The following is an 18,017-nucleotide window of genomic DNA, read 5'->3' on the forward strand; positions in this document are numbered from 1 at the left end:
CTAAACATTAGATATCCAGTCTTGCCAAGCATCATCTTGCTTTAATCTTCTTTTCTGTTTTTGGTTACTTAAAGGCGTCGCTATTGCCATTCCACTGTGATTATCTGTAGTCATATAAAGAATATAACAACCTGTATCCTCTGATTTATAAGGATTATCTGACGCATCTTTATCCATGTAATACCAACCACTAAAAGTAATTTCAGTTATTTTATTTATATTTTTAGTTACATGATATGAATTACCAAGACGTTGACCATTAAACCATACGTCGTTTTTATCGACTTGAAATAACGGCACATTACCAACTTCTAAAGGATATGGTTTATAGCTAATAATCTCATCATTCATTGTTAATTTACCTAAATACTTATCTTCTCCGTTTTCTTTCCTTCTAATTTCAATACCATATTGATCAAACGGTGCATTTTGATATAATCTAATATGACCTAAGTTCATATCTCTCATATAAAGCACTGCACTTTCAAGGTTAGACAATTCTTTTCTTACATAGCCTACCTGTTTCATCACACTATATAAATGTTTATCACTTTCTGAAATAACTTCCTTAGATACGTATAAGAAGTCTGGCACACTACGTTCAGCCGTCAATGAACTGTCGTTAGGTCTATTAATCATAGTTCCATTTACTACCGATGAAGTAGAACCTCCACCATCAAGCACATAAGCATTCGTGATGTCGTTATAATTAGCACTTAATATTTCATAACAGTCATCGATAGATAAACCTCTGTGTTTTACATTTCTTCCTTCGGAACTCAAGAAAACATAATCGCCATTTTCACGTTGAGCAATAACTTGTCTAGGGTGGAATGTTTTTGAATCAGCATGTTGATGATAAATATCTGGTCTGTGTTCTTTATTAAGAATAATTGGGTAAAATGCTGTAATAGAGTTTACTATCCCATCTTCCAACATTGTAGTAGCACTTGTACCGTTAGGGTATATTTTCATCGTTCCATCTTCCTTAAACCCTAAATGCCAACGATACGATCTATCGGTATAACTATCACTTTGATATATCTTACCGTCTTTAATTTGATTACCAATTAGATTGAAGTTAGATGTATTAAATACACTACCGTTGAAAACTGCACTTGCATAATTTCTATCACTAAATGTTCGAGCAGTTTCTTTATTTCCATTACCAAATTGTTCAGCAGCAAAACCGTGTTTTAAATTTAATTTATTCCCTTGATTATCGAATTTAGGAACATCCAACAAATAATACTCGGTATCTGTATTTCCGACTCTATAATGTAATTTTTTAAAATCTATATTAGGTACAAATGAAGTTGTGTTATACACATCGTTGAAATCACTTAACAAACGTTCTGATAGTAATTCATGGCTTTCACCTTCTCTATCGACCCTTGCATCGATAACTTCTTTTTGACCATATTCATCTGAACCCACTACTAAATTACTCGTACGACCACTATTGTAATTCAATTGCTTTTCTACATTTGTCTTATTATGTTTTATTTGTTTCGAATTATGAGCAGCAAATTCATCTGTTCTGTGTTTTCTATCTTCAATATCTTTGTTGTATATTTTATTTTCTAATCTGTTAAAATTTTCTACCAACATGTTTCTAAATGCTTGCCCAATTTGTATAGGTAAATCTTTTTTTAATTTCATTCACCAGTACCTCCTTCATTTGTGCTTGAGCCTTTTAATTGTTCTATTTCATCTTGTAAATTTTTAACAGTTATTTCTAAACTTCCAACTTTAGTTTTCAGTGTTTCAATAGCATTTTTAGATGTTTCGATATTTGTGTTTAATTCTGAAATCTTCGTTTTTGAATCTTCTACAGTATTTCTTAAATTTGTATTTTCTTCCGAAACCCTGTTAACTTCCTTTTGAATATTAAAAATGACAGTGGATAAATCTTCATCTTCATTAAAATTCAAACCTTGTACTGCTTGTATATGAGTAGCTGCGAAATATGGTTCACCACTTTCATCTAATGAATATTTAATTTCAGTTGGTTCATTCATTTACTAACACACTTCCTATCGAATCCGAAGCTAATCTAGGCATAGAAAAAGACGCGCCACCAAGTGACCCGCCTTTAACTAGGTTATTCATTCTCTTAATATTCCGGTTTATATTTTGTTGTATTTTAATAATGTCTTTAGGTGAGTTACTGAAATCAACTTCAACTGGTTCATTTACCAGTGGGTGTGAATACGTTAACTTCACTACTTTCAAATCAAGGTTATAACCTAGTGGTTGATGGATAAAACGTATCTTACTGTTTTCGTGAATATCATCGTTACCTAAATAATACTTATCTTCCATAGATCCTAAGTAATTAGTAGAAACTTCCACAGTTGGTTGATCGTTAAGTTCTTCTTTAAGCCTTTCACGTAATTCAGCTTTATTTGTGATATTATCATCAAATATGGTAGGTGCTTCTGCAATGTCGCCACCATCATAATTAGGTGATGTGTAATCGGCATACGTATGATAAGCGTCTTTACCTTTAAGTTTAGCTGTTAAATTTAATACAGTGGATTTCTCAGTACCGACATACATACATGGCTCAGATTTTTTGTAATCAATACCCTTTTTCGCACCTCTAAATATGGCTTTAAATGTGTGTTTGCCTGTTGCTAGATTTTGCGCAATTACAATTTTTTCACTTTTTGCGTTTTTACTATAACACTCATAAGTATCAACCATTTCACCATCTAAATAAACATCAAGCATACCGCCTTTAGACATTTTCTTTAATGTCCATTCAAGCGTTTCATTACCATGTTTACAATCGAATGTTTTCGTATAACTTGCGCCTACTTTTTCTGTACGCCAAGTACCTTCTTTAATAAAGCTACCTGAGTAATTTAAGTCTTTAGGTTTAATAGGGTTATAATTTTGTGTTTCTTTTTTAGTCTTTTTCTTACCGTAGCCTTGAATATAATTAAATATATCCGTGGTCGTCGTTGTTACTGTGGCTTCACTTGAATTGTATAAGTAGATTAAAGGAATATCGGACATTTCATAAAAGGTTGCTTCATCATAAATATAATATTTTTTATTATCAGCAAAATAAATATAGTTAAATAAATCTGCACCTTCTGATACATGTTCAACACCATTTTTACCGCCTAAATCATCGACAGGTACACGTTTTTGAAATTGACATCTAATTTCATACTCAAAACCCAATTTATTGTCTTTAAAACCAAAATCAAGATATTGTTCTAAAGTCATGGTCGGTGTACTATCGTCTTCATCTTCATCACTACTTTCACTTTCGACATCCATATCTTTTTGAATATAGTGTTTTTGAAATTCCATAAAAATATGTTTAGCTACAACTTCATTCGTAAGTTTAAGGCCATCGTATTTTATAGATGTTGATTTAATGACGTATAATTGCCCTTGCCACTCTATAAAAGCTTCATTAACTAAATGATCAAATATATCTGCGTTATTAGACGTTTTATATAAAGTGAAACTAATCGAACGCTCATTATTCTTTTCATATTCATATTTAAAAGAACCGAAATCAAAATCTGTGATGATTTCCGCAAACGTGCCTTTTTTATTTTTTAAAACTAATGCATCCAAACTACTCACCTACTTAAATATAAACGGGAATATCCATTGGGTTGTTGCCCCTCCGATATTCTCGCCTGTAATTTCAATATCATTAAAGCCTTCTTTAAGCGTTAACCATTGTCGATTTGTATCAATGCCTACACGTTGATTATCAAGTATTGGGTGTACACCTTTTAATATAAGTTGTTGGTTTTGTTTAATCCCTTTTTTATATTGAAATGTATTACCTGTTGTATGATTAATGATTTTAAAGCCTTTAGGCGCATCAATATTAATCAATAACTTGAATTTATGTCTTAATAAAGGGTTGATTGTATCTGAAGAACCGTTGTAAATTCGAAAGCTTGTGGTATCGTGTTTATATTTAATTCCATCATCTGCCAATAAACCGACACCGAATTGCCAATTACCATTTGATAAACTGTACTCATCTGTTTCTTTGACCGTTTCGGCATAGCCATCTCGACAACTAAAGGTCATATCAAACTTAATAGCCGAAAAATCTAAATAATCAGGATTTACATCTGGGTTATTTACACGATATTTTAACCCTGGATTGTCTGACGTAATAATGTAATAGGGTTGTCGTCTAAAAAACAGTTGTCTTAATTTTAATTCTGCTAAATTACGGTCATTTTCATCAATACCATCAAAACCGCAACTTACTTCTAAATTAAAAGGTGCGAACGTGGCTACTGTTGGTAGCTCACCGTCCACACCTTGAAATGTGTTACTTTCATTATTTTCATTTGGATATGAAGCTTTAGCTTCTAAGAAAATAAAATTAAATAAGATATCGTTGATATCATAACTCCCTTCTTGGGTTATGATTTTCATCCATCTACCGTCTATCATATAAACCTCCTATTTAAAAACCCTGGTTGAAATTGTCTAAATTAGCTTTACTACCTAACAATTGACTAAAGATATTCATAACCTCATTTTTACTCATGTTATTATTATTGCCACTCAACAACTTAATGATTGTTTGTTGCATACGATTGTTGGTGTCATTCAACTGAACAACTTGTTTTAGTAATTTTTCCATCGTTGAATTATCGTTGTTCACTGTGACATTTGCGGAACCATTATCCATGCCAATCGCTGTCATTGCTTTTTCCATCAAGCCAACGGCACGATTACGTTTAGATTTATGAAGTGGAATGATAGCTTCTGCTCTATTTTTTTCACCAACCTCAGCGATTTGATGTTTAGTTACAATACCACCATTAGCGTAAGGACCACCTACACCAATTTGTTTTAGCATTCTTCCACCATATGTCTCTTTAGCATATCACATACCTGCAATTAAGTTATCAAGTCCGTTGAATATATTTCCATGTCCACTTAACTTAAATGCGTTAAATGTACCAGGTTTAACTTGAACTAACCCTTTAGGATTACCTTCTGAACTGCCAGGTCCTACCGCTTTTGGATTGCCAGTTGATTCAGTGTTGATTTGTCTTAACCAAGCATTTGCATATGTTGATGTTTGTGGCAGACCTGCTAGACCTAATGCTTTCATTACTTCTGGTTTCCATGCTTGAACTGCTTTTTGTCCTGAATTCTTACCGCCTTTACTCTCTAATGACTCTAACCACTGCTTAGGATTGATAGCTGTATCGTTTCCAGAGTGATCACCTTTGTTTAATTGGAAGTGTAAGTGAGCTCCATTTACAAAGTTACCTGTATCACCTGATTTACCGATGACATCACCAGCACTTACTTTTTGACCTTGTTTAGCCATCTGTTCAGATAAATGCATGTACCAATTCCATAAGTTCTTACCAACCTGAACTTCAATCGATTTACCGCCACCGTAATCGTTCCAAACTTTAGAAACTTTACCGTCAGCGACAGCTTTTACTGGTGTTCCTATAGGCATACCAAAATCTATACCATAGTGGCGACCACCATTAAACATAAGCCCACCAGTGTAATGTCCAAATGTTTGCAAGATATTATCCCATGGCAACCAACTAGCATCACCATTGCCACCTTTAGCTTCTGTAAACCAGTCTTTCACTTTGTCTACTAATGAAGATTTCAAGTTTTTATAAGCAGCTTTAACTAAATTAACGGTAGCGTTATCGCCACCGCCGAAGTTGATGCCTATACTATCCATAACTTTATTCACTAATTTACCCGGATGTTTAACATATTTCCAAACATCACCGATTTTTTCACCAAGCCAAGATGCGCTATCTTTCATTTTATCTCCAACAGTTTCCATTGCATCTGCTGTTTTATCTTTGATGCCATGAGCTGTTTTAGATGCTTTATCTTTAAAACCACCAGATACATCTTTGATGCTATCAGCTATTTGTTCATATGTTTTTTTCTTCTTACTACTTTTAGAGAAACGAGGTATTTTAGTTCCTGTACCCGTTGATAAGCGTTTAGGTATTATGCCTTGTTCTTGAAGTTTGTGCGTATGCCTAGCGTTAATAACACCGTCACCTTTGCCTAATCCAACAATCGTATTTTTACCTTGTGGCGCATCAATTGAACCATCCTTACGTTGAATGAGCTCTTGTGTCCGTCCGCCCGGTCCATTACCTGGTCCTTTATCGTTAACCATTGCAACCGTAGGTTGTCTTAACCCACCATTTGAATCCGTAGAGAGCGTTGAACCGTCATAAGTACCTGTAGCTAAATGAGGTATTTTTTTTATAAGTTCGTTTTTACCCGTAATGGCTTTTGATATCTTATTAACGCCGCCAATCATACCATTCAAACCATCTACAGCTTTATTGGCAACTGTTTTACCTAAATCGCCTGCGGCTTTACCCATATCGGCACCAATGTCTTTAATCCATTGTAGCGTATCGCCCAGCCATTTTTTGAAGCCTTTATAAACAGATTCTGCTTTCTTCCAACCTTCACCAGCAATATTACCGAAACTTGTTTTAGCTTTACCCCACATGTTACTTACATTAGTTTTAACAGAACTATAAGCTTGACCGAAATATTTGCTTGTGCCTTTCCACGTAGATTTCGATTTATCCCAAGCTGTACTCGCGGTATCGGTAAATTTACCTTTTGCTTGATTATAAACACCTGTGACCTTAGTTTTAGCTTTTTCATAAGTTTCACCAAACCATTTTTTCGTACCGTCGTATGCTGATTTGGATTTATCCCACACTTTACCTGCAGCGTCTGTAAATTTATCACGCGTTTTAGTATAAACACCTGTTACTTTATCTTTCGCTGAATTGTAAGTATCTCCAAACCATTTAGATGTATTTTTCCAAATACCTTTTGTTTTATCGGTCGCAGTACCTTTAGCTTCTTCGAGTTTGTCACGGGTTGATGTCTTCACATTTTCCCAGGTATCAGATACACCTTTCGTCACTTTGCCCCAAATATTACCTGCTGTATCCCAAGCTGAATTCCAACCATTTTTGAATGATTGTTGAATATTTTGACCTTTTTCACTAAACCAACCCTTGGTATTTTCCCAACTTTCACCGAGTTTGTTAGTAATCGATGACCATAGATTACCGCCAGTTTCAAGCGCATTATTCCATCCTGATTTAATATTCGACCAAATATGACCGCCTTTTTGAGAGAACCACGTTTTAGTTTCCTCCCACTTTTCACCGAGCCAACTTGTCAATGAAGACCAGAGATTGCCTCCAATTTCAAGCGCGTCATTCCAACCTGTTTTAATATTAGACCAGATATGATGACCTTTTTGAGAAAACCATTCTTTCGTATCTTCCCATTTTTCGCCAAGCCAACCTGTTAAATAAGACCAGAGATTACCGCCCGTCTCTAAAGCATTGTTCCAGCCAGTTTTAATATTAGACCAGATGTGGCCGCCTTTTTCTGAGAACCATTCTTTCGTACTTTCCCACTTCTCAGATAACCAACCTGTTAAGGATTGCCACAAATCACCGCCGGTTTCAATCGCTGTATTCCAACCATTTTTCAAACTTGACCAGATATTGCTGCCTTTTTCAACAAACCAACCAGAAACATTTTCATAAGTCTCACCTAACCAGCCAGTTAAAGAGTTCCAAAGATCTCCGCCAGCTTCTATAGCAATATTCCAACCTTCTTTAAGGGCATCCCAGAATTCTTGACCTTGTTCAGAGAACCAACCAGTGATAGTATCAAAACCACTCTTAATATCTTCGCCAGCTTCAGAAATATTTTCTTTCCAAGAAGAAACGGCATCGCCAATATCTTCACCTATCGCTTTAAATGGGGAAGCAATCCATTCACCGATGTTCTCAAACCAACCATTAACAAGCTCTTTCCAATCCGTTTCTGTAAAGAAATCTTCAACTTTGCCCCAACCTTTTTTGAAAGCTCCAATAATTTCATCGGTTTGATCGCCTATCCAAGTGCCAATTCCAGAAGCTTGTGAACCTACATCTTGCCAAAAACTATTCCAATCATCTTTTATAAAATTTTTCGTTTTTTTATACCATTTTTCAGAATTAGAATAAACATGACCACTAGATAAATCTATGTCATCCGCTATATCTTTATTGTTCTTTTTAACTGATTTACGTATGTCACCAGTTTTGCCTTCAGCAGTATCTATCGCTTCATCATAAGCATCTTCGATTTCTCTAACTCGCTTATCGTGTTCTTTTTGATCAATTTCGCCGTAAGCAAGTAAATCATCAGCTTGAACAACATCATCTTCACGTTGTTTTTTAGCTTCTTTTTTAGCTTTTTTCTCTGCTTTGACTGCATCTTTAATAGCCTCACTTGCTTGTTGTGTATCAATAGCACCTGTGTTAGCGTTCATTCTTGATAAAATAGCTTGTTGCTCTTTTTGTCCTTTCGCAATACTTTCGGTTGTGATACGATTACGTTCATCCAATTTAGCTTTTAGGTCTTTTTCTTCTTGAGCTGTAAGTTTCCCGTCGTTAAATTGTTTTAGTTCTAATTCTTCGATTTCTTGGTTTAGCTCTTCAAGTCGTTTAATTTTTTCATCAGATGCCTCTTGATTTTTTTGAATCATATCTTGTTTTTCTTGGGCAGTAAACGCTTCACTGTTTTCAAGCATATCATTCAATTCATCGGATACTTTTTTATTACGTTTTTGAATTTGCTTTAAGGCTTCTTCTCCACCTTTTCGAACTGAAGTTTCAAGTTTTTCACGCATATCATCTGTGATTTTGCCATGATTTAGTTTGATATCTGATAAAACACGCGTTGTATCTTCTGAATACTTAACATATTTATCTAAAGCATTTTTAGTTTCTTTAGAAACGCCTTTACCTAAAACTTTAGTTGTATCGGTTGCTTTATCTGAGGCTGTACCAACTTTATCCATGAATTTTTTAAAGCCATCGCCAGCTTTTTTTAATAAATCGTCATCGTCTAAGTCTTTATAGCCTTGTTTCATTTCATCAAAGAAAGTTTCTTTGATTTTACTTCCTGTTTTCGAGAACCAACCACCTAAGTTTTTAAGTTGATCAATAGCGCCGCCACCAAACGTTTTGATGACATCAAATAAACCATCAACACCCTTTTTAAACCAGTCAACATTATTGTATGCTTTAATAAAGGCGCCACCTAATAACGTAACACCTGTAATAATCCAGCCAATTGGACCGCCCAAAATTTTAATACCATTACCTAAAACTTTACTCGCTTGACCTAATAAACTAACTTTTCCAGCTGCTTTACCTGTTGATTTACCGAAACGTCCAAATAAACCTGCAGAACCTTTAGCACTCTTACCTGACGCAGTAATTGCGCCTGCATTCGCTTTAGTTGCTCCTGCATTAATTGCAGCTTCTGCAGAGTTTTCAGCCATACGTCGATTAAGTTGTGCGTAACCACCAGCTGCTGCTTGAACCGCTCTTAATAATAGGCCTACACCTAAAGTTACGGGACCAATCGCGGCAGCTACGCCTGCAATAGCTACACCTGCTACTTTTGCACCTTTAGGTAAATCATTTAAGAAATCAACCGTTGATTTCAAACCGCCAACCATACCCGATAAAGCAGGTTGAATAGTTTCAAAAACAGATAACCCAAGCTCTTCGGCAGCTGATTTTAATTCTCTTAAACTACCACCTAAGCCTTTTTCCATTGTGTCGCCCATTTTCTTAGCCGAGCCTTCACTGTTATCAATAGATTTAGATAGTTTGTCATAATCCTTTTGAGAAGCATTAATAATAGATAACGCACCTGCTTGCGCTTCTTTACCAAATAATGTAGTCGCAGCTTGAGCTTGTTGTTTTTCGTCTAGATTTCCTATATTTTTCCTTAAATCATCCATCACTGTTTTAAATGATTTCATTTTACCGTTAGAGTCGGTTAAACTTACACCATATTTTTGGAAGTTTTCTTTTGCTTTTGCTGTATCTTGAGTCATATTAGTCATCATGGTACGTAATGCTGTACCAGCTTTTTGCCCTTTGATACCCGCATTACTCATCAACCCAATAGCTGTTGAAGTATCTTCGATACTATAACCTAATGCGCCAGCTACAGGGGCAGCGTATTTAAAGCCTTCACCCATCATTTGAACATTAGTATTCGCATTTGCACTAGCTGACGCTAAGACATCCGCAAAACGGCCACTATCTTTAGCTTCAAGCCCAAATGCTGTTAATCCATCAGTAACAATATCAGAAACAGTACCTAATTCTTCACCTGATGCAGCAGCTAAATCCATAATCCCAGGCAAACCACTCATCATATCTTGCGATTTCCAACCAGCCATAGCCATGTAGTTCATAGCTTCAGCACTATCACTCGCACTGAATTTAGTAGTCGCACCCATTTCACGGGCTTTCGCTTTCAACGCGTCTAAATCTTTACCTGTAGCGCCAGAGATGGCTTGTACCTTACGCATGCCATCGTCAAATTCAACGCCAAGTTTACCTGCGTAGCCCATAGCGCCAGCAATCGGTGTTGTCACATACATAGACATATTACGTCCTACTGAACGCATATTTTGAGACATCTTGCCATACTTCTCTGACATTTTGTCTAAATGGTCTGCTTGTTTTGTATATGAGCTATTAGCAATCATTTGTTGTTTGTTCATTTGCTTTAGCTCTTGTTCAGCTTTATCAATACTTTTTTGCAAACCATTCATTGAAGCTTTTTCATTATTAACAGCTTTTTCGGCTTTCGCTAAGTCTTTTGGATAATCTTTGATTGTTTTAGAAAGTTTGTCATATTCTTTTTCAGCAGTTTTAACTGCGTCATTTGATTGTTGGTAAGAAGCTTTAACCTTTTTATTTTCTTCTGTAATGCTTTTATTAGATTGGGTTAACTTCTTAACATTTGCAGTTTCTTCTTTGTGGCTAGCAATTAATTTTTGATGGACTTCACGTTGTTGTTTGGTCGCATTAGAAGCTTGTTTAATTTGTTCAGTAGAGGCTTTGCCTGATTCTTTTAAACGTCTTTCTGCAGAACGTAAGTCATCGAGTTTTGTTTTAGCTTTGGCCTTTTCAGCACTTAATACAGATTGTTTCATTTTAGCGTTATCTAATTCCTTATTAGATTTTTTCATCTCTTGATTAGATTTACGCATCGCTTCATCTTGCTTCTTATGTGCTTCGGCAAGCTCTTTAACTTTTTGTTCTTGTTGTTTAATACTGTTTGAAGCTTTCTCATAAGAACTCTTAACGTTATTTAAATCAGTTTTAGCTTGATCATACATTTTCTTTTGGACTTTCATTTTATTATTAAGTCCATCAAGCCGTGTTTGATACTTTTGTACAGACTTCTCAGCTTTGCCAAAACTAGACATATTCGCTTTCACTTCTGAACTTAATACACCCATCTGGCGTTTAAGACTTTTCATGCCTTGTTCTATGCCTGTGTTATCCATAGTATTCTTTATCGCGTAACCTTGAATATTATCCAAATATGTATACCTCCCTTCTTACCTATCCATTCAATAGTTTAATTATGCCTTTACCTTTGATAACTTCTTGGTCTTTTTTAGACTTAGATTGTTGTTCATCTTCGTTATCATTGCCACTTAGAAAAGCAAATAATTCTAAGTAAGGCTGTTCTTTAGCTTCTGTTAAAGTCCAACCAAAGTTTTTCATACAAAATTCATACGCATTTCTAAATCTTGATAAAATTTCTTTTATTGAGCTTGTTCTTCTGTCTTTCCCTCTTGGCTTGTTTCATCTTCTGAATCTGCTTCATCTTCACCGCTGATTTCTCGAAATATTTCACCTAATACATAAGAATATGTTTTTGTACCCATGTTATTTAAAATGTCTTCTTCTGTTAAACCTTGTTTTTCAAACAAACTAACTAAGTAATCACGTTCCATTTTTCTCACTTTTTTCATATCTGGCTTTTCTTTATTCACTTCTTTTTCTCGACTTTCCATCCATTCATAAAAACGTTCTGCTTCGCCCATCGTGATAACGTCTTTTGAATAGCTTTCTACTTTACCTGTTTCTTGGTTTTTAATTTCAAATTTGATCATGTTATTGTCTCCTTAAAGTTAATTATTTTTGTATACAAAAATAGGCGACCGAAGTCGCCTTGTTTATTTATTCTGCTGATACATCTGCATCGTTTTCATTTGTTTCTACTTCTACATTATCGGGTTCTTCTGGTGCAGGTTCTTCTTCAGTTTCTACTGTGACGGCACATGTTGCTTTTTTATTACCATCCTCAGTAGTAACTTCAATGTTAGCTGTACCGTCTGCAATTGCTGTAATTGTACCATCTTCATTTACTGTAGCTACATCTCTATTTGATGATGCATAAGTTACACCTTTATTAGTCGCAGTCGATGGCGCAACCGTTGGTTGAATAGTTTCTGTATCTCCAACATTTAGCGTTAAACTTTCTTTATCAAGGGAAACGCCTGTTACTTTAATTGGATTTGTTTTAAATCGTGGTACATCTGTTTTGTCAGATTCACCATTATCGTTACTAAAAGCAGCTTGATATGTGCCTGCTTCATATGCTGTATCTGCGTCCAGACCTTCAATCGTAACGCTAGCTTTACCATCTTCACCACGTTCACCTTGACCTACAACTTCGTTGTCTTTATAAATTTTTAAAATGTCTGCCATTTAAAAGCCTCCTAGTAATTTAATTTAAAAAGCCCCTATTCTGCAGAAATAACAGCCGATTTACTTTTAGCTGTTATCGCTACATTTTGGGGTGCCTTAGGGTGTTTCTACTGCTTCGTTATCATTTGAATTGTCATTGTCTGGGATTTCGCCTTCTCCAACATTTTCGTAACCAGGGAATACACTTTGGAACAATTCATCTGATCCTTCTTTACCAACATGATAACCATAAGTACGTGATTCGCCATTAATAGTACGTGCGATCCAATCACCTGTAAGTTGTTGTGGTTCTGGTTCTTCTGCTTCTTTTGGCGTTGTCTTCCATTCAATAGATTCAAGACTCATTATTCCTTTAGTTAACGCAAGATACACAGGTTCGCCTGATAATAAATCTTCTGACTCCCCAATTAACGCAACATAAGGCGCACGTGTTTTCTCACCCACCCATGAAGTGCCATTTTCATCTGAATCACGACCTAAAACGGCATCTAAATCTTTATCTGGTACATTAAATACATCCAGTTCTGACTGAACTTCGCCTGTTCCTTGTTTCTTAGACCATACCGTCTTATTTGAAGCACGCATTTCAACTTTTTCAGGGGCTAATCCTGAAATGTTAAGATTGACCGTACCACCTTTTACATTTTTCCATGTCATTAATTTCTTAATTTTTTCATCTTCATCAAAAATACCTACATGTACTTTTTCAAATCCTACTACTGCCATAATTTTTTCCTCCTTGAATTAAAAAGAACGCATCTATTCGACACGTTCACCTTTGTAATATTGGTATTTAGGTATGCCACGATATCTTCGTGACATCACATACCTTTGTGTTGCTTTAAAATAGTCATCTAATTGTGATGATGCTTGATTTAAATTTTCATTTGATAGTAAATAACGAATCCGTTTCGTTATATCTATCGTTTGTTGATGATTATAAGATTCAACATCGACTTGAAAAAAATAAGTTTCCGATAGATATTTATCAGAAACATATGTGCTTGGACGATCTAATATCGGGGTTAAAACGACAAACGCATCACTCGTATCATCCACTTCTGTTACTTCGTAATAATAAATGCGGTTGTTTACTTCTGATGCGAGTATAGGGTCGTTAATAATGATATTCGTAATATATTTGAGTATATTCACTTTTTGTTCAACTCTCTTCGAATGATGCCACGGTATTTGGTTTGTGATGCATCTAATGTTTTGGCAATGACACCGTAACCTTGAGGTGTATACTTTTTACCATTACGTGTATAGCCATGTTCATTAAGATGAATGATATTTTTTCTTTCCTTAGGACCTTCCCAATGAATCATAATCCGTCTTTGACCAGCAACCGTTTCAGGATTCCCTCGCTTCATTTCTTGAATGGTCGCGCCTGTATCTCTAAAATCTTCAAATTGATATTTTAATTCTTGTTTTAAAAAGTCAGATGCCTCAATTAAAGCTTTATCATTCTTTACTTTCATTGCTTTTTGACCAAATTTTGCTTCCACCTTTTTCATTAACTCTTTTTCGCCTTTAAGCTTTACATCATATATACCATTCACTTTAGATTTACTCATTTTTCACCTAATACCACCGTTATAAATCCCCTTTCAGGTTTGTCAAAACGTACATCGTATATATTGAATAAATTCTTTTCTAATCTGAAATCTTCAACTTCAACACTATGTTTATTATTAGGTGTATAAGATTGTAAAGGGTCTCTGATTGCAATTGTAAGGCCGTATTGAGTTTCATTTACATTTAGCACTTCTCTATCTTTCATTGAAGGGCTATAAGTCTCTGCCATACATGAATGTAATTCACTTTTTTCTAAATCATCTGGATAAGGTCCTTTTTTAATATATTCATAAAATGTCACAGGCGTTCTTAAATCGCCGTTACCTAATTCAGGAGGTTTAAAATTATTCTTCATAATCTTCCTCCTCCATGTTTTCTAAAGCAAAAGAAGTTATTTGAGATATAAAGTTCTCGTGAAAGTATTCAAGCAAATCATTATACGCATACCTTGTACGTTCATAAACAAGTTCAGTACCTCTTAATGATTCACCCATAACAAAACTTTGACAACGATAACTAATATCTTTGTATGATTGCTTTAGTAATGATTCTATATGTTTATTTTCAGCAGTATGAAATATTTTCAAACGTCTTTTCATTTCTTCTATATGTTCATCCGCAATCAATTAACCACCTCTTTCACTATTTATTACTGAACCCCTATTCAGCAGTAATAGAGATAGATTTTGCTCTAGTCTCTACTTCTACTTTTTGGGGACGATTAGGGCGTTTCGTTTTCTGAATCTTTATTAGGCTTACCATCCAATTTCAAGTCATATAATAAAGCTACTTTATTATCATCTGGTAAACCATGAGCATTTTGTTTAGCAATAAAGACATCTGCATCTTCTAGAGCTAACGTTTGGTCATAAGATTTAATGTTTACCTGACCTGTCTGAACAGCATAATAACGATTACCTACTACAAATAATGCTTTATCTTCCTGAATAAATTCAGAAGTAGTAACATCAACGTTAAAAGGTAATGAAGTTACCCAAGCACCGTTTACTGTTTGCATTGTATTTTGTGCTTTAACGTAGAATTGGTCTGCAGGGTTAACTACTAAAGCTACACCAGAGGATACATCGACTTTCGCACCATTTTCCTTAGTAGAAAGTGTAGTTAACGCTCCAGCTAACTCATTTGCCGTTGTTTTAGCGTCTTCAAAAGTTAAAGTTCCAGTTGTTTCTTTGTCTTTTGCACCTGTAATTTTACCCTCATCATCAAGAATAAGGTCTTTAGTTAAACCGTATGGTTCGTTAGATGCAGCACCTTTACCTAAAACAATACCTTCTTCCAATTTCAACGCCATTGCTTCAGATAATTGTGTACGAACATAACGCTCAACCCATTGCGGTCCAAAGTCAAGCATATCTTTAGGTACAATTGCAAAAGCCGTTAATTTATTTTGAGAAAAGTTTAATTCTTTAAAGTTCGCTTGAATTTGCCCTTGAATTTTACCGAAAATTTCTCCCCAAATTGCTGCGCCGCTTGGATCACCTACAATCATTCGAGTTTTAATACCAGCTAATTGAAAGTTAATTTTTGATAATAATGGACGTGCCTTTTGCATATCTTCAAATACACGTACAACGGTAGTCTCTGGTAAAATAACACCTTCTTTGTAAGTATCTAAATCTGCATCATCTTCAACTAAATTAGTGAAGAACCTATTTTCTTCAGCAGTTAAAACATTATTCCCACGGTTCATTCTAATTTGGTTATCACTAGTAGTATTATTTACTTCATCACGCGCTTGTTTTAATACTTCATCACGTAATCCGTCTGAAAATGCTGCCATATAATTGTTATATTTTTGTTCGACTACCTCTTGTTCTGCTTCATTGCGCACTGCTTCAAAATATTCTTCGCGCAAGTTTTTCACGTTTTTTTCAACGTCATCTTTAAATTTAATTGTCATAATTATCCACTCCTATAAGTATTTTGGTTTCTTTTTATTTTCTGTAGGTAACTTCTCTTTTAAAGAGGCAAATTCATTAGTCAAATTAACAATTGCATCTCTCATCTCATTGTTAAATTGCTGATTTGTAATGTTTTGCTTGTTATTACTATTTCCTTTAGATATATCAGACACATCTTTAGTACGATTGGCAAATCCTTTTTCAACTGCTTTTTGTGCCGTGAACCAAGTTTCTTCTTCCATAAGATTTACAATTTCATCACGCGATAAATTTGTTTTTTCTTCATATACATCAACAATCGATTCATCAATTGTTTCTAATGCATTTAATGTTTTTTTAACTTCTGATTTATTGCCAATTGCAATAGTTGAAGCTTCATGAACCATAATTGAAGCGCCTTTACCCATAACAGTTTCATCAGCAGCCATTGCAATAATTGAGGCTGCGCTTGCTGCCAGAGCAGTAACTTCAATCGTTATATTTGAAGGATGATTTTTTAAGTAGTTGTAAATCTCTATGCCTTCAAAAGCGTCCCCGCCTGGAGAATTAAGACGAATAGTAATATCTTTATCCACGTCATCTAATACTTCAGCTATATCAGCGCTATTTATTGTTTCATCAGCAAAAATTGAAGGTTTTGCAATCGGTCCTGAAAGAGTGAGTATGACACCACCGTCTTTTGCTTCATTTTTAAATTGATACTTAGCGCTTGCTTTCATCAATTCTTCCTTCGTTGTCATTTTTCTCACCCCCTTTCGATGTATTTTCTCCTTCTTTCTCATAGTTTTTCGTCAAAATAAAACGGTCTCCACCTTCTACAGGTTCGAGACCGAGCATTTCTCTAACTTCATTTTGTTTTGCTGCACTTGAAGATATTAACTTATCAACTTTTTCTGCATTCTTAATAGGGTCAACTTTGTTAATACCAGCAACTTCTATACGTTTTCCATTTAAAAATTCATTTTCAGTAAATAATTTGCTATTTAATTCATCTTCTATTTTTGAAATAAGAGGGTTAATACAAAAATCGATATACGCTTCCATAGCATTAGCTAAATCTGAAACATCTCCATGTATTAAATTAGGTGGAATACCAATAATCTTAGCTACATCATCAATAAATAGTTTTTTAACTTTTTGAATATTCTCTGCTCCATTATCAGTTCCTTTTGAACCATCACTTTTAGTTAGGTCTTCATATTGAAACCCTGATACTTCTGGAACAATAGCCACATTATTATTTTTAAATTTATCGTATATTTTATTAGCAAATTTTTGTAATCTACTCATTTGTTTTTCTGATATTTCGCCGCCGCCATTCTCTACTCTTAATAGCCCGCGAATTTGATTTTTTCTTAGTTGCGTATCCATCATACGACCAAATAATTCGCCGTAATCAGAAAACAGACTATTAACAAACTTTTGTAATTTATCATTATTATAATTCATATAAATAACTTCACTCATTTTAAAAGACCTTTTAAATTGATAATCTTTTATAACAACATCTTTAAACAAGTCTTCATATAATGCGTATTCTTCTCTATAAAAATCATCGGCTACCACTAAATCATCTGAATCGGTTTTAATAATTAAAACTTCATTGTCATATACCAGTTTATATATAACTTTATGCCAAAAATCAGTTGCACTTGAATCTGTATTCGGCTTAACGTTTAATTTATAATAAATTTTATTTTTTAATAACTTATTTTTATCTTTAACCCAAAATTCAGATTGGCTAAATGTTCTTGCGATGAAATTTATGCATGTTTCTAAAGCGATTCTTTTTAAATATGACCTACTGGCAGGGTCATCAGCTAAATCTAAATCCAAAGCATCTCTAAGCTCTATATTTCTTTTAAACGCATCTGCAAATATGCCCAATTAACCACCT

At 34.7% G+C, this 18,017-nt stretch carries 16 protein-coding genes and 1 pseudogene; all 17 read right to left on the reverse strand.

All coding sequences use genetic code 11. The features are described from left to right. Complete coding sequence (locus BJG89_RS10565) at positions 1-1,662, reverse strand: phosphodiester glycosidase family protein (RefSeq protein WP_096810550.1); 1,662 nt, start codon at positions 1,660-1,662, stop codon at positions 1-3. Then, positions 1,659-2,021: a hypothetical protein gene (locus BJG89_RS10570; RefSeq protein ID WP_096810551.1), complete on the reverse strand. Its 363-nt coding sequence runs from the start codon at positions 2,019-2,021 to the stop codon at positions 1,659-1,661. The genes BJG89_RS10565 and BJG89_RS10570 overlap by 4 nt, the downstream gene beginning before the upstream one ends. Continuing rightward, positions 2,014-3,600, reverse strand: a complete 1,587-nt coding sequence (locus BJG89_RS10575) for a phage tail protein (RefSeq protein WP_096810552.1) — start codon at positions 3,598-3,600, stop codon at positions 2,014-2,016. Before BJG89_RS10575 ends, BJG89_RS10570 begins: the two co-directional genes overlap by 8 nt. 9 nt (positions 3,601-3,609) lie before the next feature. Then, positions 3,610-4,446 carry a phage tail domain-containing protein gene (locus BJG89_RS10580; protein ID WP_096810553.1) on the reverse strand — a complete coding sequence of 279 codons (837 nt, stop codon included), beginning with the start codon at positions 4,444-4,446 and terminating at the stop codon, positions 3,610-3,612. A gap of 13 nt (positions 4,447-4,459) precedes the next feature. Continuing rightward, a complete protein-coding gene (locus BJG89_RS10585) occupies positions 4,460-4,858 on the reverse strand; it encodes a lysozyme family protein (protein WP_096810554.1) in 399 nt (132 codons plus the stop codon). A gap of 327 nt (positions 4,859-5,185) precedes the next feature. Continuing rightward, positions 5,186-11,443 (reverse strand): annotated as a pseudogene (locus BJG89_RS10590) (phage tail tape measure protein); the annotation flags it as partial. 22 nt (positions 11,444-11,465) lie between these two features. Then, positions 11,466-11,630 carry a hypothetical protein gene (locus BJG89_RS14610; protein ID WP_096810556.1) on the reverse strand — a complete coding sequence of 55 codons (165 nt, stop codon included), beginning with the start codon at positions 11,628-11,630 and terminating at the stop codon, positions 11,466-11,468. 41 nt (positions 11,631-11,671) lie between these two features. Continuing rightward, complete coding sequence (gene gpG / locus BJG89_RS10600; RefSeq protein WP_096810557.1) at positions 11,672-12,022, reverse strand: phage tail assembly chaperone G; 351 nt, start codon at positions 12,020-12,022, stop codon at positions 11,672-11,674. A gap of 67 nt (positions 12,023-12,089) precedes the next feature. Next, positions 12,090-12,620 carry an Ig-like domain-containing protein gene (locus BJG89_RS10605; RefSeq protein ID WP_096810558.1) on the reverse strand — a complete coding sequence of 177 codons (531 nt, stop codon included), beginning with the start codon at positions 12,618-12,620 and terminating at the stop codon, positions 12,090-12,092. A gap of 96 nt (positions 12,621-12,716) precedes the next feature. Next, positions 12,717-13,346: a major tail protein gene (locus BJG89_RS10610; RefSeq protein WP_096810559.1), complete on the reverse strand. Its 630-nt coding sequence runs from the start codon at positions 13,344-13,346 to the stop codon at positions 12,717-12,719. A 33-nt stretch (positions 13,347-13,379) separates the two neighbouring features. Further along, on the reverse strand, positions 13,380-13,775 hold the full coding sequence (locus tag BJG89_RS10615; protein WP_065865682.1) for a hypothetical protein: 396 nt from the start codon (positions 13,773-13,775) through the stop codon (positions 13,380-13,382). Next, positions 13,772-14,197 carry a hypothetical protein gene (locus BJG89_RS10620; protein ID WP_096810560.1) on the reverse strand — a complete coding sequence of 142 codons (426 nt, stop codon included), beginning with the start codon at positions 14,195-14,197 and terminating at the stop codon, positions 13,772-13,774. Before BJG89_RS10620 ends, BJG89_RS10615 begins: the two co-directional genes overlap by 4 nt. Next, the gene (locus tag BJG89_RS10625) at positions 14,194-14,553 is read right to left on the reverse strand and encodes a hypothetical protein (protein ID WP_232514177.1); all 360 of its coding nucleotides are present in this window, start codon (positions 14,551-14,553) and stop codon (positions 14,194-14,196) included. The genes BJG89_RS10620 and BJG89_RS10625 overlap by 4 nt, the downstream gene beginning before the upstream one ends. Continuing rightward, positions 14,543-14,824: a hypothetical protein gene (locus BJG89_RS10630; RefSeq protein WP_096810562.1), complete on the reverse strand. Its 282-nt coding sequence runs from the start codon at positions 14,822-14,824 to the stop codon at positions 14,543-14,545. Before BJG89_RS10630 ends, BJG89_RS10625 begins: the two co-directional genes overlap by 11 nt. A 95-nt stretch (positions 14,825-14,919) precedes the next feature. Beyond that, on the reverse strand, positions 14,920-16,119 hold the full coding sequence (locus tag BJG89_RS10635) for a phage major capsid protein (RefSeq protein WP_096810563.1): 1,200 nt from the start codon (positions 16,117-16,119) through the stop codon (positions 14,920-14,922). Positions 16,120-16,131: 12 nt separating this feature from the next. Beyond that, positions 16,132-16,860: a head maturation protease, ClpP-related gene (locus BJG89_RS10640; RefSeq protein ID WP_096810564.1), complete on the reverse strand. Its 729-nt coding sequence runs from the start codon at positions 16,858-16,860 to the stop codon at positions 16,132-16,134. Further along, on the reverse strand, positions 16,823-18,007 hold the full coding sequence (locus tag BJG89_RS10645; RefSeq protein ID WP_096810565.1) for a phage portal protein: 1,185 nt from the start codon (positions 18,005-18,007) through the stop codon (positions 16,823-16,825). Before BJG89_RS10645 ends, BJG89_RS10640 begins: the two co-directional genes overlap by 38 nt. Positions 18,008-18,017: the final 10 nt, after the last annotated feature.

Origin of the sequence: Staphylococcus nepalensis (assembly GCF_002442935.1) — a bacterium.
Taxonomy (GTDB): Bacteria; Bacillota; Bacilli; order Staphylococcales; family Staphylococcaceae; genus Staphylococcus; species Staphylococcus nepalensis.